The organism is Cryobacterium sp. PH31-O1 (assembly GCF_030063455.1).
In the GTDB taxonomy this organism is placed as follows: domain Bacteria; phylum Actinomycetota; class Actinomycetes; order Actinomycetales; family Microbacteriaceae; genus Cryobacterium.
In genome coordinates this window covers 310026-333250 of the sequence record NZ_JASITB010000003.1, presented here as the reverse complement: position 1 = coordinate 333250, position 23225 = coordinate 310026, and the positions used below count along the sequence as shown (strand labels likewise).

Here is a 23225-nt window from a genome sequence, read left to right as displayed (position 1 = left end):
CCGCGCGCGACCGGCTTGGGCCCACCTTGTGGCCCGGGGCCCAGTTTATAAGCTGGGCCCGTGGACGGGGCCCGGGCCCCGTCCGAAAGGGAAGTGCCCCGGGGAAGCGCAGGGGATGGAGGCTAGACCTTGAGCTTCCAGTCGTCGGCATCGTCGGGGTCGGCCGACGTGTTATCGCCGAGCTGCACCCGAATCGGCAGGGTGATGGCTCCGGTGAGAGGATCGATCACGGTCGCCTCGTCGCGGCGGTGCCGCAGCACATCCTGCACGTAGGAGGTTACGGCCTCGGCGAGCGGAATATCCCGCGACTGGTTTTGGGCCATGTACCAGCGGTGATCGAGCAGCTGATGGAACACCTGTGCCCGCTCAAGCTTGCCCTGTAGTTCCTCGGGAATTGCCCGCACCACCGGCTCGAACACCCGCACGAGCCACTCGTGCGCGACCATTTCTTCGTCAGCCCGTGGATCGCCGTAGGCGGCCCGATAGGAGTCGAGGTCATTCAGCAGGCGACGGGCCTGGTTCTCCTCGGCGTCGAGGCCGGTCAGACGCAACAGCCGGCGTTGGTGATGCCCGGCGTCGACGACCTTGGGCTGGATGCGCACGCTCGACCCGGCGCTGTCGGTCTTAATAGCGAGTTCCTCGATGTCGAAACCCAGGTCGTTGAGGCGCTGCACACGCTGGGTGATGCGCCAGCGTTCGGAATTGGAGAACGACTCCGAACCGGTGAGTTCCTTCCACAGCAGCCGGTATGCGGCAACGATCCCGTTGCTGACTCGAATCGGGTCGAGTTCGTCGGCGACCCGGCCGCCGGCCTCGAGGTCCATCAGCTCGCCGGCGATGTTCACCCTGGCAATTTCGAGGTCATTTTCACGCTGGCCGTTCGACAGCCCGCCGGAGTACAACTGCCCCGTTTCCGCATCGACGAGGTAAGCGGCAAACGCCCCGGCGTCGCGCCGGAACAGGGTGTTCGAGAGCGACACATCGCCCCAAAAAAAGCCGATCATATGCAGCCGCACGAGCAGCACGGCGAGGGCGTCGACCAGCCGGGTGGCGGTATCCGGGCGCAGGGCATGCGAATACAGGGCCCGGTAGGGGAGGGAGAACTTGAGGTGACGCGTGACCAGAACCGAATTGAGCGGCTCCTCAGAGGCGTCCGTTCTGTTGGTGATGACGGCGACCGGCTCGACGCAGGGAATCTCCAGGTGGGCCAGGGTGCGCAGCATGTCGTACTCACGCTTGGCCATCTCGCTCGTGGTCTCCTTAATGGCGACCACCCGCCCGCTCAGGTGGGCGAACCGCACGAGGTGACGGGAGATGCCCTTGGGCAGCGAGGCGATGTTCTCATTCGGCCAGGCGTCGAGAGGCAGCTGCCATGGCAGGTCAAGCAGGGCAGGGTCGGCTGTGGCCGACGTGATATTGAGAGAACCGCTCATAGTTTGAGACTAACCGGCTGGAGGGAGCGAACCCCCTCCAACCGAATCGACTAGTCGGTGACGGCGCCGCCGAGGCGCAGTCCGCTTTCGGCGTCGAACACGTGCAGGTGGTTCGGGGTGGCCGTGAGGTACACCGTCTCGCCGGCGTTCGGGTGCGAGCGGCCGTCGACGCGAGCGACGATGTCGGTGCGCTTGCCCTCGATCGTGGAGTGGCCGTAGAGGTAACCGTCAGCGCCGAGTTCTTCGACCAGGTCGACCTCGATCTGCAGGCCCTCACCGGCGGTGGACGACATCTGGATGTCCTCAGGGCGAATTCCTACGGTGACCTTCTTGCCGGTCGAGCTGGCGAGTGTCTCGCGCTGAACGGGAACGGTCGCGGTCCCGAACTTGATGCCGCCGTCGACGGTGTCAGCGAGGAACAGGTTCATCGCGGGGCTTCCGATGAACCCGGCCACGAACACGTTCTGCGGCTTGGCGTACAGGTCGCGAGGCGAACCGACCTGCTGCAGGATGCCGTCCTTCAGCACCGCAATCCGGTCACCCATGGTAAGTGCCTCGGTCTGGTCGTGGGTCACGTAGACGGTCGTGACGCCGAGTCGGCGCTGCAGCGACGCGATCTGCGTACGCGTCTGCACGCGCAGCTTGGCGTCGAGGTTCGAGAGCGGCTCATCCATCAGGAACACCTGCGGCTGACGCACGATCGCGCGACCCATGGCCACGCGCTGACGCTGACCTCCCGAGAGCGCTTTCGGTTTGCGACTGAGGTACGGCTCCAGGTCGAGCAGCTTGGCGGCTTCGAGCACGCGCGCGGCGCGCTCATCCTTGTTGATTCCGGCGATCTTGAGCGCGAAGCCCATGTTCTCGGCGACGGTCATGTGCGGGTACAGCGCGTAGTTCTGAAAGACCATGGCAATGTCGCGGTCCTTCGGCGGAACATCGGTCACGTTGCGCTCACCGATGAAGATGTCGCCCTCGTTGACCTCTTCGAGGCCGGCGAGCATACGCAACGAGGTGGACTTGCCGCAGCCGGACGGGCCAACCAGAACCAGGAATTCGCCATCAGCGACCTGCAGGTCGAGCTTGTCAACAGCCGGTCGGGTGGAACCCGGATAGAGCCGGGTTGCCTTGTCAAAGGTCACTGAAGCCATGATTTTTACTCCTTCACCGGCAGGAACGTGCCGGACGATCCGTTGTGAATAGGATTTGTGCGTCGCGTGCCGAAGCGCACGACCTCTCCATTATTACACGACGGATGCCCCGGCACAGGTCTGCGCCCGTTTGGTCGTTTCCCAGTCAGGGGACCTAATATTCCAAAGGTGCCTTTACGCGCCCCCTTCCTTCTCGAAAGCGATTCTTTATGACTATTGGCGGACCAAGCGACAGCAGTCCATCAAGGAACCGCCGGCGTGATGCCGCCAGGGTGAAGGCGAAGCAGCTTCGGGTCAGCCAGAAAAAGAAGGATCGCCGCAACAAGGTCTTCCTGCAGGGTGGCATCGGCATCGCCGCCATTGCGATCGTCGTTCTGGTCTCCGTCATCATTGTGAATTCGATCAAGCCTGCCGGCCCGGGCCCAAAAAATATGGCCAGCGACGGCGCACTGATCGGCGAGGGCATGATCACCGTACTGACTCCGGCGCTGCAGCCCGACGCCAAGCCGCGTTCCTCCGAACCCGACCCGACCGGCGCCGTTGCGAATATCCGCATCTACGTCGACTATCTGTGCCCCCTCTGCGGCGATTTCGAAGACGCCAACACCGAGCAGATCGCCCAGTGGGTCGACTCCGGCGCGGCGACGGTAGAAATTCACCCGGTAGCCATCCTCACGAGTAAGTCTGCCGGCACCAAATACTCCTTGCGGGCAGCCAACGCGGCGGCCTGCGTCGCCAACTATTCGCCCGATGATTTCTTCGACTTCAGCTCCGCACTGTTCGTCGACCAGCCGGACGAGACCTCGCCCGGCCGCAGCAACAATGAGATCAAGGCTGTCGTCAGCGACGCGGGCGTCAGCACGGCCCGCTCCAGCATCAATTCCTGCATCGACGATGGCACCTACGAATCGTGGGTCAAGGCGGCCACCGACCGCGCGCTCGACGGCCCCATTCCCAACTCGTCAGTGGAATCGATCACCGGCACCCCCACCATCCTGGTCAACGGCAAGCCCTACATCGGTTCGCTCGAAGACCCCAAAGAATTCGCCTCCTTCGTGCAGCAGGCCCTCGGCGAGACCTATTCCACGTCGACACCGACACCCACCCCGACCCCCGGCGGCTAGTACCTGCAGAACGGATGCGCCGGCTCAGCCGTGCGCATCCGCTTCGCTGTTGCCCGAGGTGGCGTGGAAATCATTTAGGATGGTCTTTCGAGGCCTACGGTCTCATGCCGGCCTGGCGCAATTGGTAGCGCACCACTCTTGTAAAGTGGGGGTTACGGGTTCAAGTCCCGTGGCCGGCCCCACAACCCTTGTAAACACTGGGATCTTGTGACGCTGCGCCATCGGCGCACTCAGGCAGAGTTAGGCAGCGAGAGAATGCTCCCGGTCAGCGAAGATAAGGTTCGAGCCTCGTTCGTGAACGCGTCGCTGCGCGAGCGGCAGAACGTCACCTTGCCCGACGGATTTGCATCCTTGGCCTGGGACAAATTGGACTATCTCGGCTGGCGTGACCGCAAGATTCCCGACCTCGGCTACGTCGTTATCGATCTTGGTAGTGGTCCGGTCGGCATTCTCGTGCGCCAGGGCAAGGGTCGAATGCGGACGCGGCCGCAGTGTTCCTGGTGTGAGGATGTGCTTTTGCCCAACGACGTTGTCTTCTACAGCGTGAAGCGTTCCGGAACGGCAGGGCGCAACGGCGACACCGTGGGAACCCTGGCCTGCGCCAACTTCGAGTGCTCGGCGAACGTGCGCAAACGGCCCTCTGTGGCCTACATCGGCTTCGATGTCGAGGCCGCACGCCGGCATCGCATCGAGTCACTGCAGCAGCACGTGCGAAACTTCGTGCGCGACGTGCGTGACGGTCCCGCACCGAGCTGATCGTCGTGCACACGGGGCCTGCTCAGCGCGCCGTTTGCTGCACGAGCGGGCTGCGGTTGCTGGCGCGTCCGGAGGCCAAGCGCGTGTGCAGCACGAGGAGTTTGTGGCCGCACCGGGGGCCGTGCCGGGCCGCCACGTACACTAATGGCTGGGGTTTTTACGAGCGGATGCCCGCTCACGCGCGCGGGGCGCGCCACGAGAGGAAACACGCATGAGCCTGATCCGGCTGAACGATGTCAGCATCCGCTTTGAAAGTACGCAGATTCTGCGCGAAGCGTTCTTTCGCCTCGAACCGGGCGACCGGGTTGGCCTGATCGGTAGAAACGGCTCGGGCAAGTCCACCATTCTGAAGCTCATCCTCGAGCAGGTTTCGCCCGATACCGGCGAGGTCACGCTCGAAGACGGCATCAAGGTCGGCTACTTTTCCCAGTTCTCCGAGCTCAACGGCGCACAGACCATCACCGAGGTTCTCGACGAGCTGTTCGGGGCCGTGAAAGCCGTTGAGGCTGAACTCGCCGCGATCGACGCGGCGATTGCCCGTGATTCCTCGGCCAGCGCCGAACTCGACCGGCTGATCAGTCGCCAGGGCGAACTGTTCGAGGAGATGGACCGTCTGGACGGCTGGGATTACAAACGCCATATCGATACCGCCCTGACCACCCTCGGTTTCAACGAGGCACACCGCGTTCTGGCCATCGACGAGCTCTCCGGCGGCTGGCGCAACCGCGCGGCCCTGGCCAAGATCGTGCTCGAGGCACCCGACGTGCTGCTACTCGACGAGCCAACCAACTACCTCGACGTGGCCGGCGTGGAGTGGCTGGAGGCCTGGTTCAAGAGCTTCAAGGGCGCCGCCATGGTGGTCTCGCACGACCGCAAGTTTCTTGACGCCGTGGTCACCCGCATCATCGAGGTCGAGAATTTTCACCTGCACGAGTACCCCGGCAACTTCGGCGAGTACATCGTGCAGAAGCAGTTTCGTCTCAAGAGCCTTCAGGCCCAGTTCGTGCATGAATCCGAACTGCTCGCCTTCGAGGCCGAAGGGATCGCTGACCGCCGCGAAGCCGCCAAGGCCGAGAGCCGCCAGCTCGGCAACCAGCTCGCGCACATTAAGAAGTCGCGCACACCCCGCCCGGTTGACCAGATCATCACAGAGATTTACGGCAACCTGCACGTCAAAGACGTTCTCTGCCGGGTCGACGGCCTCGCCAAAAGCTACGGGGACAAGCTGCTGTTCGAGAACCTGAGCTTTGAGGTGCGCCGCGGCAACCGCATCGTCGTGCTCGGCAGTAATGGCAGCGGTAAAACCACCCTGCTGCGCGTGCTCACCGGCGAGGAGAGCGCTGACCACGGCGACGTCGCCTGGGCCAGTGGCGCCGGTGTCGTCTCGTACAACCAGATTCTGGCCGAACTCGACGTGACCGACACGGTCAGCCACGCCGTCAATGCCATGCCAGGTAGCCTCGCGCTGACCGCGACGAAGAAATCCGTCAACCGTTTTCTGACCATGTTCCAATTCAGCGAGGCCGACCTCAAGCAGAAGATCGGCAACCTCTCGGGCGGCCAGCGTGCCCGGGTGGCCATGGCCCAGTGCCTGCTCTCCGGCGCTTCGGTGCTGCTGCTCGACGAACCCACCAACCACCTCGACATGTCGAGCACCCAGGTGATGGAACGCGCCCTCGTACACTTTCCCGGCGCTGTCGTGGTCGTCAGCCACGACCGGTTCTTCACCGACAAGATCGCCAACCGCCGCCTCGTTTTCGGCAGCGACGGAGCCGCCCCCGGCGAGATCGAGGTGCGCGCCGCCTGACCCGCGCCGCACCCCTCGCGCGCCCCTCTTATGGACGGGGCCCGGGCCCCGTCCACGGGCCCAGTTTATAGACTGGGCCCGTGGTCATAGGGTGGGCCCGGGGGGAGATTGCTGCCCGATCGGGCAGCGCCCGCCCCTCGTCTCGTAGTATTGCCACGTGACCCCCACCCGCGCAGAGACCCGAACGGATACCACGGCCGCTCCGGCCGTATCCGCTGTGCCGGTCTGGCTGGCCCTCGTCTTCTCGGTGCTGATCGGCGCCCTGTACGCCGTGCAATCCCGGGTGAACGGCGAGCTCGGGCACCAGATCGGCGATGGATTCACCGCCGCCGTCATCTCCTTCGGCTCCGGCCTGGTCATTCTCAGCCTGGGCCTCATCGTGTTCCGCCGCGGACGCCGCGGCCTGCAACTCGTCGCCCGCGCCGTTAAAACGAAACACCTGTCCTGGTGGCACCTGCTCGGCGGCCTGGCCGGCGCCCTGTTCGTACTCTCGCAGGGACTCGTCGCCGCTCCCCTCGGCATCGCCCTGTTCACCGTCGCCGTCGTGGCCGGCCAGACCGTGAGCGGCGTACTCATGGACCGGTTCGGCATCGGACCAGGCGGTCGCCGACCGCTGCACGCCTCCAAAATCGTCGGTGCGCTGCTCGCTTTGGTCGCTGTCGGCTTCACGGTGAGCGGCGAACTGCGCGGCAGCGACGCGCTCTGGCTGCTCGCGCTGCCCGTGATCGCCGGCATCGGCCAGGGCTGGCAGCAGGCCGTCAACGGTCAGGTGCGGGTCACAGCGCGGAGCGCGCTCACGGCGACCTTCCTGAATTTTCTCACCGGCAGCATCGCCCTCGTTCTCGCCGCGCTCGTGCACGGACTGCTGGTCGGCTTCGCACTAAACCTTCCGGGCAACCCGTGGCTCTACACCGGCGGCGTGATCGGCTGCATCTTCATCGCCGGCGCCGCGCTCGTCGTGCGCACCACCGGGGTGCTCATGCTGGGCCTGTGCATTGTGGCCGGCCAGCTGGTCTGTGCCCTGGCGCTGGACCTGCTCGCGCCCACCCAGGGGCATCCGCTCGGCGTCACGACCATTGCCGGCACAGCCCTCGCCCTTATGGCCGTCGTCATCGCCGCCGTGCGCTGGCGCCGTCCCGGTCACGCCCGCGCCTGACCTCGCCGTGCGTGCAGGCCACGCCCGGTGCCCAAGGTTGGCCAGCGACGAAAATCTACAGAACCCCTAAGAACTCCCCGGGATCGATCGACAACCGCACGCCCGGCTTGCAATCGGCCGGAATCCCGCCGACATACAACCACCCGAGCAGCTCCTCCTCGTCGCCGAGGCCGTGCAGCTCCCGCACCGCCGCCGAGCGCACAAGCGGGCCGGTGCGCCACATCGCGCCCCAGCCGGCGTCTTCGAGCAGCAACGTGAGCACGTGCGCGACACCAGCCGCGACCGCATCCTGCTCCCAATCGGCCACCTTGAAGCTCACCCGCCGGGAAGCGATGACCGCCAGCAGCAGTGGAGCCCGCAGCGGCTTGCCTGCCAGGTTCAGAGCTTCCACACCCTCACAAGCGGATGCCGCCACAAACGCCGCTCCCAACCGCTCCCGCGTCGCGCCGCGCAGCTCGAGCAGACGCCACGGCCGCAGCGCGCCGTGATCGGCCACCCGAGCTGCTGCCGCCACGAGCGGCAGCAGCTCGGCGCGCGTAGGCGCGAGCGATGTCACCCGCGAGTAGCTGCGCCGGCCGTTGACGGCATGGAAGACCGCCGAAGATGACACCTGCCTACTCGGCGGGCGTGAAATTGAGCGAGATCGAGTTCATGCAGTACCGATCGCCGGTCGGGGTGCCGAATCCGTCGGGAAAAACGTGCCCCAGATGCGAGCCGCAATTCGCGCAGCGTACCTCGGTGCGCACACTGCCGAGCGAGCGGTCTTCGAGCAATTCGACCGCTTCGGGCCGCACCGACTCGTAGAAGCTCGGCCAGCCGCAGCCGGAATCGAACTTGGTGCCGCTCTTGAACAGCTCCGCATTACACGCGCCACAGGTGTAGGTACCGGCACGCTCCTCGTCGAGCAGTTCGCCCGTTCCGGGGCGTTCGGTACCGGCTTCCCGCAGTACCGCGAACTTCTCCGGGCCCAGTTCGGAGCGCCACTCGTCGCTTGACTTTTTGATTGCGTAGTCCATGAAAAACTTTCCCTTCGTTCCGGCTGCTCGTTGCCACGAACAGCGTCTACCCAGCCTAAACTCGCGCGGTCGCACGCGCATTCCGAGCCTGGCCGTTTCGCAGTGTTTGCACGGCCTCCGGCACGCCCGGCTGCGCCGTTCCGGGCGTGCCGGAGGCAACATCCAGCCGCTCCCAAATAGGATGAGCCCGGCGGAGAACCCGTCGAAACTTTCTTGGGGGAGAGATTATCAATGAGCGAGAGAACACCGACGACGGAGCCACCCGTCAGTACGACACCATCCGGTACGGTGCCCGCGTCCGCCGCCGCAGCCCAGTTGAGCGACCGCGACCAGGCAGTTCTGGCCTTCGAGCGGCAGTGGTGGCGGCACGTTGGCGCCAAGGAGGAGGCTATCCGCGCCACTTTCGGCCTCTCGGCCGCCCGGTACTATCAACTATTGGGGGCTCTGGTCGATTCACCGCTTGCATTGGCCTTTGACCCGATACTCGTAAACCGGCTGCAGCGGATGCGTTCCGCGCGATCCGAGGCACGCGCCAGTCGTTCGCTTCCCGCCCCTGACTAGCACCTGACCGCTTTCCGCCAGCACGGGGCCTCGCGTCTCGTCCAATTCCGGCCCGGCCGGCCAACCAAGGATCCAACCAACATGGCGCGAAAATTTGCCAAAGACCGCTTCGACACCCACACGCATGCCCTCGACCGGGTTGGTGCCCACCGCGCACCCGGCAAGAGGGGTCGCGGCTGGATCGGGTTCTGGTGGGCGCTCGGCGCTACCGTGCTGCTGATCGTCGTGGGCGTCGTCGGCATCTTCGCGATCAATAATCGCCTCGACTTCTCCAACCTTCCGGGGTTGTCGTCGGCCAGTTCGACGCCGACCCCCACCGAAAGCGTCATCCCCACCGCCGAGCCGACCGTCGACCCGGAGCTAACCGTGAACGTGCTGAACGGCTCCGCGAATGACGGGGTCGCGGCATCCGTCAGTGACACGCTCGTCGCGGCCGGCTGGGTGGTCAGCGGTACCGGCAACGCGAGTACCAACACCGAGCCGACCACGGTGATCTACTACGCCGATACCAGCCAGGAGGGCGCCGCTCGCGGCCTCGCTGCCTCGCTGCCGGGCTCGAAGATCGTGGTCTCTACCGTCTTCAGCGAATCGGATGCCGCCCTGACCGTCGTCGTGGGCAACGACTACGTTTCGCCCGAGGGCTGACCCACAGTCGAACATTAATATCTACTGGTCATTTTTTGATTCGTCAAGCCCCTTTTCTTCTGCGGTGACTTCAGTAATATCTGGTTTTGGTCACACATTTTGTTCGGGCAATACCCGCCCGGATCAGGAACGCTCGCCCAAGGTAACTTGCACCAGTAGGTAACTTGCAACAGAAGACTTGCTCTCGGGGATTTGCTGCTCGCACGAAATGACGCAGTCTCTGCGGCAGGGCCCGGAACCGCCAATGGGCTGTGCCGTCGAAATTGAGCAAGGAGTAACACATGGCGAACGGAACCGTTAAATGGTTCAACGCTGAAAAGGGTTTCGGCTTCATCACTGTCGATGGGGGAGGGCAAGATGTCTTCGTGCACTATTCCGCCATTGATATGAGCGGGTACAAGGTACTCGAAGAAGGCCAGCAGGTCGTCTTCGAGGTCGGTGCCGGAGCGAAAGGCCCCCAGGCTGAATCGGTTCGACCGGCCTGACCCACCCCGCAATGGGGTCTGTCCCCCGCCTAATGCCGCCCGCTGCAACGGGCGGCATTAGTGTTTGAGGGTGACCAAGAAAAAGACCGCCCGCCCAGCTTTGCCGTTGAAGACAGCGGGACTGCTCGCTCTTATCGTGCCGGCACTGCTGTTGAGCGGATGCACCGGCAGTAGCGCGACGCCCACCAAGACGCCGACGACCGCAGCCTGGGCTTCGGGCTATGTCACCCCCGATGCCACAGAAATCACCCCGTTGACGGGACTCACCGTGGCGGCCGGGTCGTCGGCGCACCCCTCGCTGGCGGCCAAGGTCGACAACCACGTTGCTGCCCGCCCGCAGGTCGGGATCGACCGTACCGACCTCGTGTTCGAAGAGCTGGTCGAGGGCGGAATCACCCGCTACGTCGCGGTGTGGCAATCCAACATTCCCGACCAGGTCGGCCCGGTGCGGTCGATCCGGCCGATGGACCCCGACATCATCGCCCCGTTTGGAGGCCTCGTGGCTTTCTCTGGCGGTCAGCAGCGGTTCGTCGACGCGATGAATGCGACCGGCCAGATCAGCGCCATCTTCGACTACGACACGACCGGCCTGTTCTCCCGATCAAAGGCCACGGCCGCCCCACACAACGTCATCCTCGCCGCGTCCGAGTTCGTTAACCGCAATGCCTCCGTCGCGCCGCCCGCGCAGCAGTATGCCTATGCGGCCACGCTCGCCGGGGCATCCGCTGTGGTGGACGGCGCGCCGATCTCGGTGATCAACACCCGGTTCTCGGACTCCAGCGCCCGCAGCTGGACGTGGAATGCCGAAGCGGCCGCCTACCTGCGCGGGCAGGACGGCGCACCGGACCTGACTGCGGAAGGCTCTCAGCTGGGGGCTACCAACGTCGTCGTGCTGCGGGTGAACGTCACCGTAGACCAGAGCATCCCCAAGACCGAGCTCATCGCCTCCGGTGAAGCGTCGATCTCGACCGGCGGCAAGACACTCGCGGCCACCTGGAGCAAGGACTCCCAGACCTCGCCGATCAGCCTGGTCGACGCCAACGGAGTGACTATTCGGCTGGCACCGGGCAATACCTGGTTTCAGCTCGTGCCCAACGGCACCGGCTCGGTCGACCTCGTTCCCTGACCGTCCGCAGAGAGGCGCAGTCCACCTCGATGCTCGCTTGCACTCTCGACCCCAGAGTGCCAGAATCGTCTTAGCACTCTCGTCATCTGAGTGCTAACCCCCATCATCGTTTGGAACGTCCGGGAGGGACGAGTTACACATATGGCAAAAATCATTGCATTCAATGAAGAGGCCCGTCGTGGGCTTGAGCGCGGCCTGAACATTCTCGCTGACACCGTCAAGGTCACCCTCGGCCCGCGCGGCCGCAACGTCGTTCTGGAGAAGAAGTGGGGCGCCCCCACGATCACCAACGACGGTGTGTCCATCGCCAAGGAGATCGAGCTCGACGACCCGTACGAGAAGATCGGTGCGGAACTCGTCAAAGAGGTCGCCAAGAAGACGGATGACGTAGCCGGCGACGGCACGACCACCGCAACCGTGCTCGCCCAGGCCCTGGTTCGCGAAGGCCTGCGCAACGTCGCAGCCGGCGCCGACCCGATCAGCCTGAAGCGCGGCATCGAGAAGGCGACGGCAGCTGTCATCGCCGAGCTCATCGCCAGCGCCAAGGAGATCGAAACCAAGGAAGAGATCGCGGCAACCGCTTCCATCTCCGCCGGCGACCCCGAAATCGGCGCGATCATCGCCGAGGCCATCGACAAGGTCGGCAAGGAAGGTGTTGTCACCGTTGAGGAGTCGAACACCTTCGGCACCGAACTCGAGCTCACGGAGGGCATGCGCTTCGACAAGGGCTTCCTGTCGGCGTACTTCGTCACCGACCCCGACCGTCAGGAAGCGGTGTTCGAAGACCCCTACATCCTGATCGTCAACTCCAAGGTCTCCAACATCAAGGACCTGCTTCCCATCGTGGACAAGGTCATCCAGACCGGCAAGCAGCTTCTCATCATCGCGGAAGACGTCGACGGCGAGGCCCTGGCCACGCTCGTTGTGAACAAGATCCGTGGCATTTTCAAGTCCGTCGCCGTCAAGGCTCCGGGCTTCGGTGACCGTCGCAAGGCTCAGCTGCAGGACATCGCCATCCTCACCGGTGGACAGGTCATCTCGGAAGAGGTCGGCCTCAAGCTCGAGAACGTCACGCTCGACCTGCTTGGTAACGCCCGCAAGGTCGTCATCACCAAGGACGAGACAACGATCGTTGAGGGTGCCGGCGACGTCGAAGCCATCGCCGGTCGCGTTTCGCAGATTCGTGCCGAGATCGAGAACACCGACAGCGACTACGACCGCGAGAAGCTCCAGGAGCGTCTGGCCAAGCTTGCTGGCGGCGTTGCTGTCATCAAGGCCGGAGCCGCAACGGAGGTTGAGCTCAAGGAGCGTAAGCACCGCATCGAAGATGCAGTGCGTAACGCCAAGGCTGCCGTCGAAGAGGGCATCGTCGCCGGTGGTGGCGTTGCACTCATCCAGGCCGGCAAGACCGCATTCGAGAGCAAGGCCGTCCTTGACCTCGTCGGCGACGAGGCAACGGGTGCGAACATCGTGCGTGTTGCCATCGACGCTCCGCTCAAGCAGATCGCGCTCAACGCCGGCATGGAGCCGGGCGTTGTCGCCGACAAGGTGCGCAACCTGCCCGTCGGATGGGGCCTCAACGCCGCCACCGGCGAGTACGTTGACATGATCGCTGCCGGTATCAATGACCCGGTGAAGGTCACCCGCTCCGCGCTGCTCAACGCTGCGTCGATTGCCGGACTGTTCCTCACCACCGAGGCCGTCGTTGCCGACAAGCCCGAGAAGAACTCGGCTCCGGCCGGCGACCCCTCGGGTGGCATGGACTTCTAGGTCCCGCCAGCTAGACCAGCACGACAGAGTGGGCGTCTCCTTCGGGAGGCGCCCACTTTTTTATCTGCAGCCGCCGAGGTGTGAGTGTGAGCGCATTCTTCGCGAGAAATGCGCTGAGACTCACACCTCGGTGCAGCTCAACGTCTTCTGCGCCGAGGTTACCGTGCAAAGAGCCGCGTGTTGGCCTGCTCGGTCTCGGCGTACTGTTGGCCAGCTACGCTCAACGCCTGGTTGAGCAGGGTCAGGCTCTCCTCCAGTTGCTGGTGCATGCCCCGCCACTCGGCGAAGGCCCCCTGAAAAGCTGCGGAGGCCTGGCCGGTCCAGAACCCTTCCAGGCTGGTCAACTGGGTGTTGAGATCGCCGACATCCGCCTGCACGCGCGCGATGGTTCCCCGGGCTGTGCTCGCGGTGCTCTGCACCGCCTCGCTGTCGACCTGGAAGCTCGTCATGGTGTGCCCTTCTCCTACATAACAGTGGTTGATGACTGTGAGAGTAGAAGGCAAGCGAGGGCATCCGTTTGATACGCCCACTTCTGTGAGCGGATGCCTCCCGCCCCCGTCTGGGGAGGAGTCCCTACGGGATGACGGGTTGCGCGTGCTGCGGCGCGTTCGGCGCGCCGGCGAGCGGGAGCGAGACGCGGAAGGTAGCGCCGCCGCCCGGAGTCTCGACGACGTCGACGGTGCCGTGGTGGCTGGCGATGATTGCGGCGACGATGGCGAGTCCGAGGCCGCTGCCGCCGGTTTCGCGGGCGCGGGAGGAGTCGGCCCGCCAGAACCGCTGGAAGATCTTTTCCCGAATCTGCGGCGGGATGCCTTCGCCGTGATCGATCACGGCGATGGAGGCGCGCTGGGTGCGCGGGTCAACCATGACCTCAAGTTCGATCGGGCTGTCGGTGGCGGTGAAACGCATCGCATTGCCCATGAGGTTGGTGATGACCTGGCGAATCTTGTTCTCTTCGGCCATCACGATCGGCGGCAGCTGCGGCTCGACCGGCAGCACGGTCAGGTCAGTGTCGGGCAGTACGGCGCTGCCCCGACGCGGCTTGCGGGTGCGCAGCCGGGCCAGGGTGGCACCGGCGAAGGCGATGGCCCCGGTCGGCGGCCCGTTTCCGGCCGGCCGGGTGATCGCGCCGGTGGTGACGCTCTCCGACGCGTCGTGGTCGAATGCCGCGATCTCACCGGAGTCGTCGTGTCGGTCGTGATCGGCGTCGAGATCTGTTTCGAGCGGTCCGATCACCGGCGGGGGAGTGAGCACGGTAACCTGGCGGCCCGGGGAACTCGCCATGGCGTCGAGGGCCGCGTCGCGAGCGAGCGGCACGAGGTCGACAGGGGTGAGAGCCAGCGGCTTGGTCTCGTCAAGCCTGGCCAGTTCGAGCAGGTCCTCGACCAGCCCGCCCATGCGAATGGCTTCTTTCTCAATGCGTTCCATCGCCTGCGCGACGTCTTCGGGTGTCTGCAGCGCACCCATGCGGTACAGCTCGGCGTAGCCGCGCACCGAGACGAGGGGGGTGCGCAGTTCGTGGCTCGCATCGCCGACGAAACGACGCATCTGGTCGATGGTACGGGCTCGGTCTTTGAAAGCCCGGTCGATGCGGCTGAGCATGATGTTGAGCGAACGGTTGAGCCGACCGACCTCGGTGTTCGGGGTAGCGCCGCCGAGCCGCTGGCTGAAGTCACCGTCGGCGATGGCTGCGGCGGTCTGCTCGGCCTCACGCAGCGGAACGAAGGTGGTCGTGACGAGTACCCGGGTGAGCATGGCGCCGATCAGCACGACCCCGGCGCCAAAGCCCAGAAAGATCGTGAGGTAGGTGGCCATGGTGTTCTCGGTCGGCCGCAGCGACACGGCCATGACGAGGGTGCCATAGGTGCCGGTGGGGCTGATCACAACGGGAACCATGATCGCGTGGAACTCGGTGTCGTGGGCGGCATCCCACAGGGACTGAATCTGACCGTCGAGCTGCGAAACCCGTCTGAGGTCAAGGGGCATGCCGACAACCGGCAGCTCCGCGTGGTCGCGTTCCTGCCAGGTGCGGGTGATCAGGGCGCCGTCCTGGTTGTACAGTGCCACGAAGTAGTCCGAGGCGACGCCTTCGGTGTCACCCTGCGAGAACACGCTCGACGAGTAGCCGCTGAGCGCGGTTTGCGTGTCTACCTGCAGCTGAGTGTCGACCTGGGTCACCACGTACTGCTTGAGCATGGCCATGGTACCGATGCCCGAAACGAGCAGGCCGAGCGTGAGCATCAGCACCGTGACGCCGGTGATCTTGGAACGGAGGGAGATGCTGCTCCACCGTCTCGACAGGGTTTCGTGCATAAGGGCTTTAGTCTACGAAAGCTCGCTGTGTATAAGGAATGCTGTGACTAAGCCTTGGCAGCCTTGAGCATGTAGCCGAAGCCACGCTTGGTCTGGATGAGCGGTTCGCTCGAGTGCACATCCACCTTGCGGCGCAGGTAGGAGATGTAGCTTTCCACGATTCCGGCGTCACCGTTGAAGTCGTACTCCCAGACATGGTCGAGGATCTGCGCCTTCGAGAGCACCCGGTTGGGGTTGAGCATGAGGTAGCGCAGCAGTTTGAACTCGGTCGGGCTCAGTTCGATGGCTTCGGTGCCCACGAGAACCTCGTGGGTGTCCTGATCCATGGTGAGCTCGCCGGCGCGGATGACGGCATCTTCGTCGGCGTGCATGGTGCGACGCAGAATAGCCTTGATGCGGGCGACGATCTCGTCGAGGCTGAACGGCTTCGTGACGTAGTCGTCGCCGCCGACGGTGAGGCCGGTGATCTTGTCTTCGGTGTCGTCTTTGGCGGTGAGAAAGAGGATGGGCGCGGTGTAACCGGCCGAACGCAGGCGCTTGGTGACGCCGAAACCGTTCATGTCCGGCAGCATGACGTCGAGGATGATGAGGTCGGGTTCCTCTTCGAGCACGGCCGAGATGGCCTGTGCGCCGTTGCCAACGGCGCGCACGGCGAAGCCGGCGAAACGGAGGCTGGTAGTGAGGAGGTCGCGGATATTGGGTTCGTCGTCGACGATAAGGATGCGGGGGCCGTCAGTCATTCCCCCAGTATCTGCGCGTTAGCTGGAGCTTTGCTGAGAGTGAACGGTGTGTGCTGCGATCGGCGGTCGATAACCGTGATGTCGCCAGGTTTACCGACATGATGGAGGAGCACGATTGATGTGTTTACAGGTGAGGACCGCAATGACCCACACGAGAACCGGCACGGCACTGACGCTGCCTCAAATGGATGCCCCGCGCCGGCTGATCGGCGGCCGAACCTTCGACTTCGATCGCGAAGTGGCGGTGATGGCCATCATCAACCGCACGCCGGACTCGTTCTATGACCAGGGCGCAACGTTCGCGCTCGACGCATCCGTTATGGCGGCCCATCAGGCCATCGCCGACGGGGCCGACTGGATCGATATCGGTGGGGCCAAATTTGCGCCAGGGCCGGCCGTGCCGATCGCGCAGGAGATCGAGCGGGTGGTGCCGGTGGTCGAGGCGCTGCGGGGCTCTGGCGTGGTCATCTCGGTCGACACCTTCCACCCGGCAGTGGCGGCCGCGAGTATCGCCGCCGGAGCGCACGTGATCAACGACACGACGGGGGTGCACGATCCGGCCATGGCCGACGTCGTCACCGACAGCGACGCCACCCTGGTGATCACGCACAGCCTGGCTGCACCGCGGATGCCCTACCCGGCGCCGCACTACGACGATGTTGTCGCCGAGGTCAGCGCGTTTCTGTTCGCTCGGGTGGAGCGCGCCGTCGGGCGCGGGGTGCCGCCCGAGCGCATCATTATCGATCCGGGCCACGACCTCAACAAAACCACCCGACACTCCCTCGAACTTACCCGGCGGCTCGGTGAGATAACCGGGCTCGGCTTGCCAACTCTCGTGGCCGTCTCCAACAAAGACTTCGTGGGGGAGAGCCTCGACCGGCCGCGCGGCGAGCGGGTCGAGGGTTCCCTGGCGGCCATGACGGTCTGCATTCTGCAGGGAGCTCGCATCGTGCGCATGCACAACGTGCGGGCCGCCGTCGACGCCGTGCGCATGACCGAGGCCATCCTCGGGTTTCGCAAGCCAGCCTACGAGCGTCACAACCTCCCCTGATGCGCGCCGAGCTGCCCCAACGGGCCGAACTGATCGAACGCTACCGGGTGCCTGATCGCCTCACACCCCGGGTGCGGGTCAACTTCATTGCGAGCCTCGACGGCGCCGCAACGCACGAGGGGCTCAGTGGCGGCCTGAACAATGCCGACGACAAGATTGTCTTCGACGTGCTGCGACTACTCACCGACGTGATTCTTGTCGGTGCCGGAACGGTGCGCGCCGAGGGCTACGGCGGCATTCGAATGACGGCAGAAGACGCCGCCTGGCGAGTCGCCCACGGCCTCTCCGCCCAGCCGCCCGTGGCGATCGTGTCGGGGCGCCTGGATCTCGACCCGGGGCATTCGGTCTTCACCAAAGCCGTGACCCGACCGCTCGTGCTCACTCACGCTGCGGCGCCGACCGACCGGCGAGTTGCGCTCGCCGCGGTAGCCGACGTAATCGTCTGTGGTGAGCACGCCATCGACCCGAGACTGCTCGTGGCAGCGCTCGCCGCCCGCGGCCTGCCCCAGATTCTCTGCGAGGGCGGACCGCACCTGTTCGGCGACCTCGTCGCGGCCGACCGGGTCGATGAGCTCTGTCTGAGCTTGAGCCCCCTGCTCGAGGGCGGCTCCGCCGGGCGCATCGCCGTCGGGGCGATCGCAGTCACCCGCGCCATGGAGCTGCTGCACGTGCTGCGCGCCGGTGACATGCTGTTTCTGCGCTACGCGCGCCCCGAAAGCTCCTAGATCAAAGTTCGCAGGCCAGTGAGTTCATCGACCCGTGAGTCTTCGGTCGATTCAAACGTTTCACCCGCGAAAACTCACGGCTCGGCACGAAAACCCACGGGTGGACCAGTGGGACGGGGCCCAGGCCCCGTCCGTGGTGATACGGGTCAGACGGGCAGGGACTGGGCCTCGAGGCTCTGCGAGTCGAGGATCGTGTAGCTGTAGCCCTGTTCGGCGAGAAAGCGCTGCCGGTTCTGCGCGAAGTCCTGATCGACCGTGTCGCGGGCGACGAGGGTATAGAAGTTCGCGGAAAGACCGGACTCCTTGGGGCGCAGTAGGCGGCCGAGGCGCTGGGCCTCCTCCTGGCGGGAGCCGAATGAGCCCGACACCTGGATGGCCACGGTGGCCTCGGGCAGGTCGACCGAGAAGTTCGCGACCTTCGACACGACGAGCACCTTCACCTCGCCCACCCGAAACGCCTGGTACAGCCGTTCGCGTTCGTCGATCGGCGTGGCACCGGTGAGCTGAGGAGCGTTCAGCACCTCGGCGAGCTCGTCGATCTGGTCGAGGTACTGGCCGATCACGAGGATGCGTTCGCCCTCGTGCTTTTTGATCAGAGCCTGCACCACACCGAGCTTGGCCGGAGCGGTCGCAGCCAGACGGTAACGCTCATCGTCGGCCGCCGCGGCGTAGCTGAGCCGCTCTGACTGCGGCAGGTCGATGCGCACCTCGTAGCAGTTGGCGGGGGAGATGAAGCCCTGGGCTTCGATCTCCTTCCACGGGGCGTCGAAGCGCTTCGGGCCGATCAGGCTGAACACGTCGCCCTCGCGGCCGTCCTCGCGCACGAGCGTGGCCGTGAGGCCGAGGCGGCGGCGGGCCTGCAGCTCGGCGGTGAGCTTGAACACGGGAGCGGGCAACAGGTGCACCTCGTCGTAGATCACCAGGCCCCAGTCCATGGCGTCGAGCAGTTCGAGGTGGGCGTACTCGCCCTTGCGCTTCGCGGTGAGAATTTGGTACGTTGCGATGGTAACCGGCTTGACCTCTTTCACCTGGCCGGAGTACTCGCCGATCTCTTCCGGCGTCAGCGTGGTGCGCTTGAGCAGCTCGTCCCGCCACTGCCGGGCCGAGACCGTGTTGGTCACCAGAATGAGCGTGTTGGTCTTCGCGGTGGCCATGGCCCCGGCACCGACGAGGGTCTTACCGGCGCCGCAGGGCAGCACGACCACGCCGCTGCCGCCATCGAAAAAGCTTGCGACGGCCTTGTTCTGGTAGTCGCGCAGCGCCCAGCCGTCTTCCTTGAGGGAGATGTCGTGCGGGGTGCCTGGCGTGTACCCGGCGAGGTCTTCAGCCGGCCAGCCGAGCTTCACAAGCTCCTGCTTGAGCTGGCCGCGGGCCCAGGGCTCGATCAGGTAAGACTCCGGCGACGGATGCCCGATCAGCAGCGGTGCGATGCGCTTGGCTCCTGCTATTTCGGTGAGCACTGCCTGGTCGCTGCTGTGCAGCACGAGGGCGCCCTCGGCGTCGCGTTCGATGACGAGCCGGCCATAGCGACCGACCGTCTCCGTGATGTCGACGCTGACCGTTTGCGGTATGGCGAACTTGGAATACTTCGTCAGCGTCGCGAGCATGTCGGCCGCGCCATGGCCGGCCGCACGGGCATTCCACAGGCCCAGCCGCGTGATGCGATAGGTGTGGATGTGTTCGGGCGCGCGTTCCAGCTCGGCGAAAACGGCGAGGTCGTGGCGAGCATCCTCGGCGAGAGGGTGCGCGACTTCGAGCAACACCGTGCGGTCACTTTGCACAATCAGGGGGCCATCAGACATAGCGCCTAATCCTACTCTCGTCAGTGACGGGTCCCGTTCGGCGGGTGGCCATTGCGCGCGCTCGCGGCTCTCGTCAGTGCTGCCGCCGGGCCCGGGCAGCGAGTCAGGGCACCGGGGTGATGCTGAGGATGCTTTTCAGCGGCAGGGTGCGCTCGATATCCGCGCGCCGGTCGCGGGCCCGAAAGCGTCCGTTGCTGACGCTGGCCGGTTCGAGCAGATAGTCCACCACCGCGCCACCGGGCATGGCGATGCTGACCAGAATGGCCTGTTTGGCCTTGATGGCGGTGTCAAGCTGGCGGGCGAGCCAGGCATCCGCTACCGAAACGCCACTTTCGGCGCCGAGCCGCAGCTTCTCGACCAGGGTGAGAGCGGTATCGACTGTTGGCGTCACGACGACCCGAGCAATCTGGTGGCGGCGCAGGTGCACGATTTCGCCCAGATCGTCTTCGGCGGCGACCGGATAGCGCGCGTCGCTGAGCGCCCAGAACACGGCGTCTCCCGCGAAACGGCTGAGCAGGTGCTGGCCGTCGTCGGCGCGCACAAGCCCGATCGGCGCGAGCGTCTGGTCCACGGCAATGGTGCCGAGCAGCGCGGCATCGGCCGAGGAGACGTAGCTCAGATAGACGGTATCGCCGTCGGGCGGGCGGACCTGTGCGTGCGGTCCGCCTCCCTGGCTGCCGACCCGTACCCGACCGTACCGGGAGGCCGATTCGTTGATGAGGTAATCGACCGGCTGCGGAATTCCGGTGAGCGAGATCGACGCGAGAAAGGCGAGCAGCGTCGCGGCGTTCTCGCCCGCGGCAAGGGCGCGATTGACGGATGCCGCGGTGATGCGGTAACTCGTCGCCAGTTCCCTGCTCTCAACGTCGGCGAGACCGCGCAGTCGGGAGTCGATCGACGGCGCGAGCGGACCGGGCGCGACGATCGACAGGTCGTGCTGCAGATACACGGCACCGACTTCGGTCGGCAGGGCGGTCGCCATGGTGGCGACGGCCGCTTCCAGGTCGCCGCGCAGCACACTGGCGCCGGCCGTGCTCGTGGTGTCGTGGGTCGTGATGCCGAGCAACTCGGCGTCGCGGGCGAACTCGGTCAGTTGGGACAGCATCCACTCGCCGCCGGCCGGGTACAGCCAGGCGATGAACGCGGTGAGGCCGTCGCCCCAGTGCAGACCGGCCTGCTGCGGCAGAATTTCGGCCACGATGGGCGGCAGCGCCGTCTGCCAGGCGGCGGCCAGCGCGGCCCAGCGCAGGGTCGTGCGTTCGAGCAGCCAGGCTTCGCCGGCCTCGGTTTCCATCCAGTACCCGTCGGAGCGGGCCAGCAGATCGGCCCGCGCCGCCAGGGCGACGATCGGTGCGACCAGGTCGAGTTCAACCGACATGACGGCGGCCAGGCGTTTGGTGTCGGGCAGGCCGAGCCCGCCGCGGCTGAGCTGCCTGGCGGGCTCCCGGCTCAGTTCGTTGACCAGCTCGGCGATCGACGACACGACCGCGAAAACGCGCTCAGCAGCGAGCTGGTCAATGAAGGTGATCTCCGTGTGGGGAACGGCGGGCAGGCTCGCCGGGGGGAGCGCGGTTGCGAGTTCGACGGCACCCGGCAAACCCTGGGCCGGCCACGTCGCGAGGTGTGCCGAGACAGCGTCGTAGGGGATGGCGCATCCGTCGGTGTGGTCGGCGAGCAGTAGAGCATGCAGGGTGTCGACCCGCCGGGCCACATCGTTGAGCGCGACCTCAACCGACCCCAACTCGCACAGTCGGTTGGCCACCGCGTTCAGGGACGGAACAGAATTGCTGCTCGTGAGCTGCCCGGCCACGGCCAGGACGGCGAGCGTTGCGCGGTCGAGATGGCTCAAAGCCACCTGCACACTGCTTGAATCAAGCAACGCCTCAGCAAGATCGAAGAAGTCGTGGATGCCGCTCGCCGTCACGCCGCGCGCCCGGATCACGCGCCGCAGCTCGGCGTCGGGCAAAGCCCGAAGTCTCGATGCGAGGCCGAGCATTACTCGCGGTCTCGTCGAGCTTCGCGACTGCGGCGAGCTCCCACAGAAATCATCAACGTGATGATGAGAACGAACCCGACCGGCAGGCCGTACAGCGGAAGGATGAAAATCGGCGGCCAGATGCCACGGCTGAACCCGTCATTTTCGCCCACACCCACGGCCGTCGCGATGATCACCGCGAGGAACGCGAGAATCGATAGCCCCACCACGCTCGCCACCATGTAAGCGAGAACGCGCTCCGTTCGACTAACAGCGAGCCGGCTGACGGGTTGTGGAGTTTGATTGGTCACGTACTAAGGATACGGGCACGTCGGCGTTGCAACCGAATATGCTTGGTTCACACCGCGCACAATTCTGTGCGCCCAAAACTCAGTGAGGTTCAGATGCCCACCGGCAAGGTCAAGTTTTACGACGAGGAGAAAGGCTTTGGCTTCATCACATCCGATGACGGTCAAGAGGTCTTCCTCCACGCTTCCGCCCTGCCCTCCGGCGTAACCGTCAAGGCCGGCGCGAAGCTCGAATTCGGAATCGCCGACGGTAAACGCGGTGCCCAGGCACTCTCGGTACGCGTGATCGAGGTACCGCCGAGCCTGAGCAAGATCAACCGCAAGCCGGCCGACGACATGGCCATCATCGTGGAAGATCTGGTGAAGCTGCTCGACGGGATCGGCACCAACCTCAAGCGCGGCCGCTATCCTGAGTCGAGCCACAGCAAGAAGATCGCGGCGATGCTCCGCAAGGTCGCCGAGGAACTGGATGCCTGACCTGACGGACACGCAGCCGACCGACACGCAGCCGACCGACACGCAGCCGACCGACACGCAGCACCCAAAGCCGACCGATGCCACCCTGCTTGCGGCCGTCGACCTGGCCCGCACAGCGCTGTTGGAGATAACGACCGACGACACGATCGGTGAGGTCATCGGCCACATCGACGAGGGCGACCTCGTCGTGTCGCTGCTCTTTGACTGTCTGATGACCGGCTACCCGGGCTGGCGTTGGACCGTCAGCCTCGCGCGGGTCGATGAGAATTCTCAGCCGAAGGTTCTGGAAACCGAACTCACGCCCGGCGACGACTCACTGCTCGCGCCCGAATGGGTGCCGTGGTCGGATCGTCTCCTCGACGGCGACGGCGACGGCGACGGCGACGGCGGCACAGAAGCGGATGCCGACTACGACGACGATTCAGATGACGACGAGTCAGAAGACGACTCAGATGATGACTCCGCCGGCTCGGAGGAAGATGACGGCTCGGAGGAAGATGACGCGGATGACGACGCGGAGTCGGTCGAGGACGACGCGGACGACTCGCTCGACGCCCTGGATGCCCTCGACGGCATCGACTTCGATGAGGCGTTAGCGGCGGCGCAACTGAACCCAGGCGAGACCGCCAAGGCCGAGGGCGACACCGATCACGGTGCACCACAGCCACCAACCCGCTCCCGGCGCGCTCGCCGACCCTGACGCTTCTGGCGTCGTCCACTGGGTGATGAGGGCGGCGCCCAGAGCGATCAGCCAGAGCAGGGTGCCCACGAGCAGCGCCTTGCGGGCATCCGTTCTCGCGGGCAGCG

The 23225-nt window shown here is 65.2% G+C and carries 23 protein-coding genes and 1 tRNA gene; 14 read left to right on the top strand and 10 right to left on the bottom strand.

The features are described 5' to 3' along the window. Positions 1–122 precede the first annotated feature (122 nt). Both QMK31_RS08820 and QMK31_RS08815 read right to left on the bottom strand, forming a co-directional pair. Positions 123–1433: a DUF4032 domain-containing protein gene (locus tag QMK31_RS08820; protein WP_283500571.1), complete on the bottom strand. Its 1311-nt coding sequence runs from the start codon at positions 1431–1433 to the stop codon at positions 123–125. A gap of 50 nt (positions 1434–1483) precedes the next feature. Beyond that, positions 1484–2581 (bottom strand): ABC transporter ATP-binding protein, encoded by a 1098-nt coding sequence (locus tag QMK31_RS08815; protein WP_283500570.1) that lies wholly within the window; start codon positions 2579–2581, stop codon positions 1484–1486. Positions 2582–2853: 272 nt separating this feature from the next. Here QMK31_RS08815 and QMK31_RS08810 point away from each other — a divergent pair, with 272 nt between their 5' ends. The 5 genes from QMK31_RS08810 to QMK31_RS08790 all read left to right on the top strand — a co-directional run bounded on the left by QMK31_RS08810 (position 2854) and on the right by QMK31_RS08790 (position 7424). Then, on the top strand, positions 2854–3705 hold the full coding sequence (locus tag QMK31_RS08810) for a DsbA family protein (protein WP_283500569.1): 852 nt from the start codon (positions 2854–2856) through the stop codon (positions 3703–3705). A gap of 106 nt (positions 3706–3811) precedes the next feature. Next, positions 3812–3887, top strand: a tRNA-Thr gene (locus QMK31_RS08805). A 73-nt stretch (positions 3888–3960) separates the two neighbouring features. Then, entirely contained in the window at positions 3961–4461 is a 501-nt protein-coding gene (locus QMK31_RS08800) for an FBP domain-containing protein (protein ID WP_283500568.1), read from the top strand. A 211-nt stretch (positions 4462–4672) separates the two neighbouring features. Next, positions 4673–6268, top strand: coding sequence for an ABC-F family ATP-binding cassette domain-containing protein (locus QMK31_RS08795; protein WP_283500567.1), 1596 nt, complete (start codon positions 4673–4675; stop codon positions 6266–6268). A gap of 157 nt (positions 6269–6425) precedes the next feature. After that, on the top strand, positions 6426–7424 hold the full coding sequence (locus QMK31_RS08790) for a DMT family transporter (RefSeq protein WP_283500566.1): 999 nt from the start codon (positions 6426–6428) through the stop codon (positions 7422–7424). Between the two features lie 55 nt (positions 7425–7479). Here QMK31_RS08790 and QMK31_RS08785 read toward each other — a convergent pair whose 3' ends face one another. Further along, complete coding sequence (locus QMK31_RS08785) at positions 7480–8034, bottom strand: nitroreductase family protein (RefSeq protein WP_283500565.1); 555 nt, start codon at positions 8032–8034, stop codon at positions 7480–7482. Between the two features lie 4 nt (positions 8035–8038). Continuing rightward, positions 8039–8440: a peptide-methionine (R)-S-oxide reductase MsrB gene (msrB, locus tag QMK31_RS08780; RefSeq protein ID WP_134503994.1), complete on the bottom strand. Its 402-nt coding sequence runs from the start codon at positions 8438–8440 to the stop codon at positions 8039–8041. 231 nt (positions 8441–8671) lie between these two features. On the opposite strand from msrB, the gene QMK31_RS08775 reads away from it, so the two are divergent. From QMK31_RS08775 to groL, 5 genes are all read left to right on the top strand, one after another. Continuing rightward, entirely contained in the window at positions 8672–9001 is a 330-nt protein-coding gene (locus QMK31_RS08775) for a DUF3263 domain-containing protein (RefSeq protein WP_283500564.1), read from the top strand. An 81-nt stretch (positions 9002–9082) separates the two neighbouring features. Further along, positions 9083–9646: a LytR C-terminal domain-containing protein gene (locus QMK31_RS08770; protein ID WP_283500563.1), complete on the top strand. Its 564-nt coding sequence runs from the start codon at positions 9083–9085 to the stop codon at positions 9644–9646. Between the two features lie 281 nt (positions 9647–9927). Next, a complete protein-coding gene (locus QMK31_RS08765) occupies positions 9928–10131 on the top strand; it encodes a cold-shock protein (RefSeq protein ID WP_035834941.1) in 204 nt (67 codons plus the stop codon). Positions 10132–10201: 70 nt separating this feature from the next. Continuing rightward, entirely contained in the window at positions 10202–11257 is a 1056-nt protein-coding gene (locus QMK31_RS08760) for a DUF3048 domain-containing protein (RefSeq protein ID WP_283500562.1), read from the top strand. A gap of 141 nt (positions 11258–11398) precedes the next feature. Then, on the top strand, positions 11399–13027 hold the full coding sequence (groL, locus tag QMK31_RS08755) for a chaperonin GroEL (protein WP_283500561.1): 1629 nt from the start codon (positions 11399–11401) through the stop codon (positions 13025–13027). Positions 13028–13185: 158 nt separating this feature from the next. Here the strand turns inward: groL and QMK31_RS08750 are convergent, their stop codons facing one another. The 3 genes from QMK31_RS08750 to QMK31_RS08740 all read right to left on the bottom strand — a co-directional run bounded on the left by QMK31_RS08750 (position 13186) and on the right by QMK31_RS08740 (position 16080). After that, entirely contained in the window at positions 13186–13476 is a 291-nt protein-coding gene (locus QMK31_RS08750) for a WXG100 family type VII secretion target (RefSeq protein WP_283500560.1), read from the bottom strand. A gap of 124 nt (positions 13477–13600) precedes the next feature. Then, positions 13601–15340: a sensor histidine kinase gene (locus QMK31_RS08745; RefSeq protein WP_283500559.1), complete on the bottom strand. Its 1740-nt coding sequence runs from the start codon at positions 15338–15340 to the stop codon at positions 13601–13603. Between the two features lie 47 nt (positions 15341–15387). Further along, positions 15388–16080, bottom strand: a complete 693-nt coding sequence (locus tag QMK31_RS08740) for a response regulator transcription factor (protein ID WP_092112483.1) — start codon at positions 16078–16080, stop codon at positions 15388–15390. A gap of 142 nt (positions 16081–16222) precedes the next feature. Between QMK31_RS08740 and folP the strand changes: the two genes are divergently transcribed. Then, the gene (folP, locus tag QMK31_RS08735) at positions 16223–17131 is read left to right on the top strand and encodes a dihydropteroate synthase (protein WP_283500558.1); all 909 of its coding nucleotides are present in this window, start codon (positions 16223–16225) and stop codon (positions 17129–17131) included. After that, positions 17131–17856 carry a pyrimidine reductase family protein gene (locus tag QMK31_RS08730; RefSeq protein WP_283500557.1) on the top strand — a complete coding sequence of 242 codons (726 nt, stop codon included), beginning with the start codon at positions 17131–17133 and terminating at the stop codon, positions 17854–17856. The genes folP and QMK31_RS08730 overlap by 1 nt, the downstream gene beginning before the upstream one ends. Positions 17857–18002: 146 nt before the next feature. Here the strand turns inward: QMK31_RS08730 and QMK31_RS08725 are convergent, their stop codons facing one another. The 3 genes from QMK31_RS08725 to QMK31_RS08715 form a co-directional block, all read right to left on the bottom strand. Next, positions 18003–19658 carry a DNA repair helicase XPB gene (locus QMK31_RS08725; protein WP_283500556.1) on the bottom strand — a complete coding sequence of 552 codons (1656 nt, stop codon included), beginning with the start codon at positions 19656–19658 and terminating at the stop codon, positions 18003–18005. A gap of 103 nt (positions 19659–19761) precedes the next feature. Next, positions 19762–21624, bottom strand: coding sequence for a helicase-associated domain-containing protein (locus QMK31_RS08720; protein ID WP_283500555.1), 1863 nt, complete (start codon positions 21622–21624; stop codon positions 19762–19764). Positions 21625–21653: 29 nt separating this feature from the next. After that, positions 21654–21944: a hypothetical protein gene (locus tag QMK31_RS08715; protein WP_283500554.1), complete on the bottom strand. Its 291-nt coding sequence runs from the start codon at positions 21942–21944 to the stop codon at positions 21654–21656. Between the two features lie 93 nt (positions 21945–22037). Here QMK31_RS08715 and QMK31_RS08710 point away from each other — a divergent pair, with 93 nt between their 5' ends. Beyond that, positions 22038–22418, top strand: coding sequence for a cold-shock protein (locus tag QMK31_RS08710; protein WP_283500553.1), 381 nt, complete (start codon positions 22038–22040; stop codon positions 22416–22418). Continuing rightward, positions 22411–23118 carry a DUF3027 domain-containing protein gene (locus QMK31_RS08705; protein WP_283500552.1) on the top strand — a complete coding sequence of 236 codons (708 nt, stop codon included), beginning with the start codon at positions 22411–22413 and terminating at the stop codon, positions 23116–23118. Before QMK31_RS08710 ends, QMK31_RS08705 begins: the two co-directional genes overlap by 8 nt. Positions 23119–23225 lie beyond the last annotated feature (107 nt).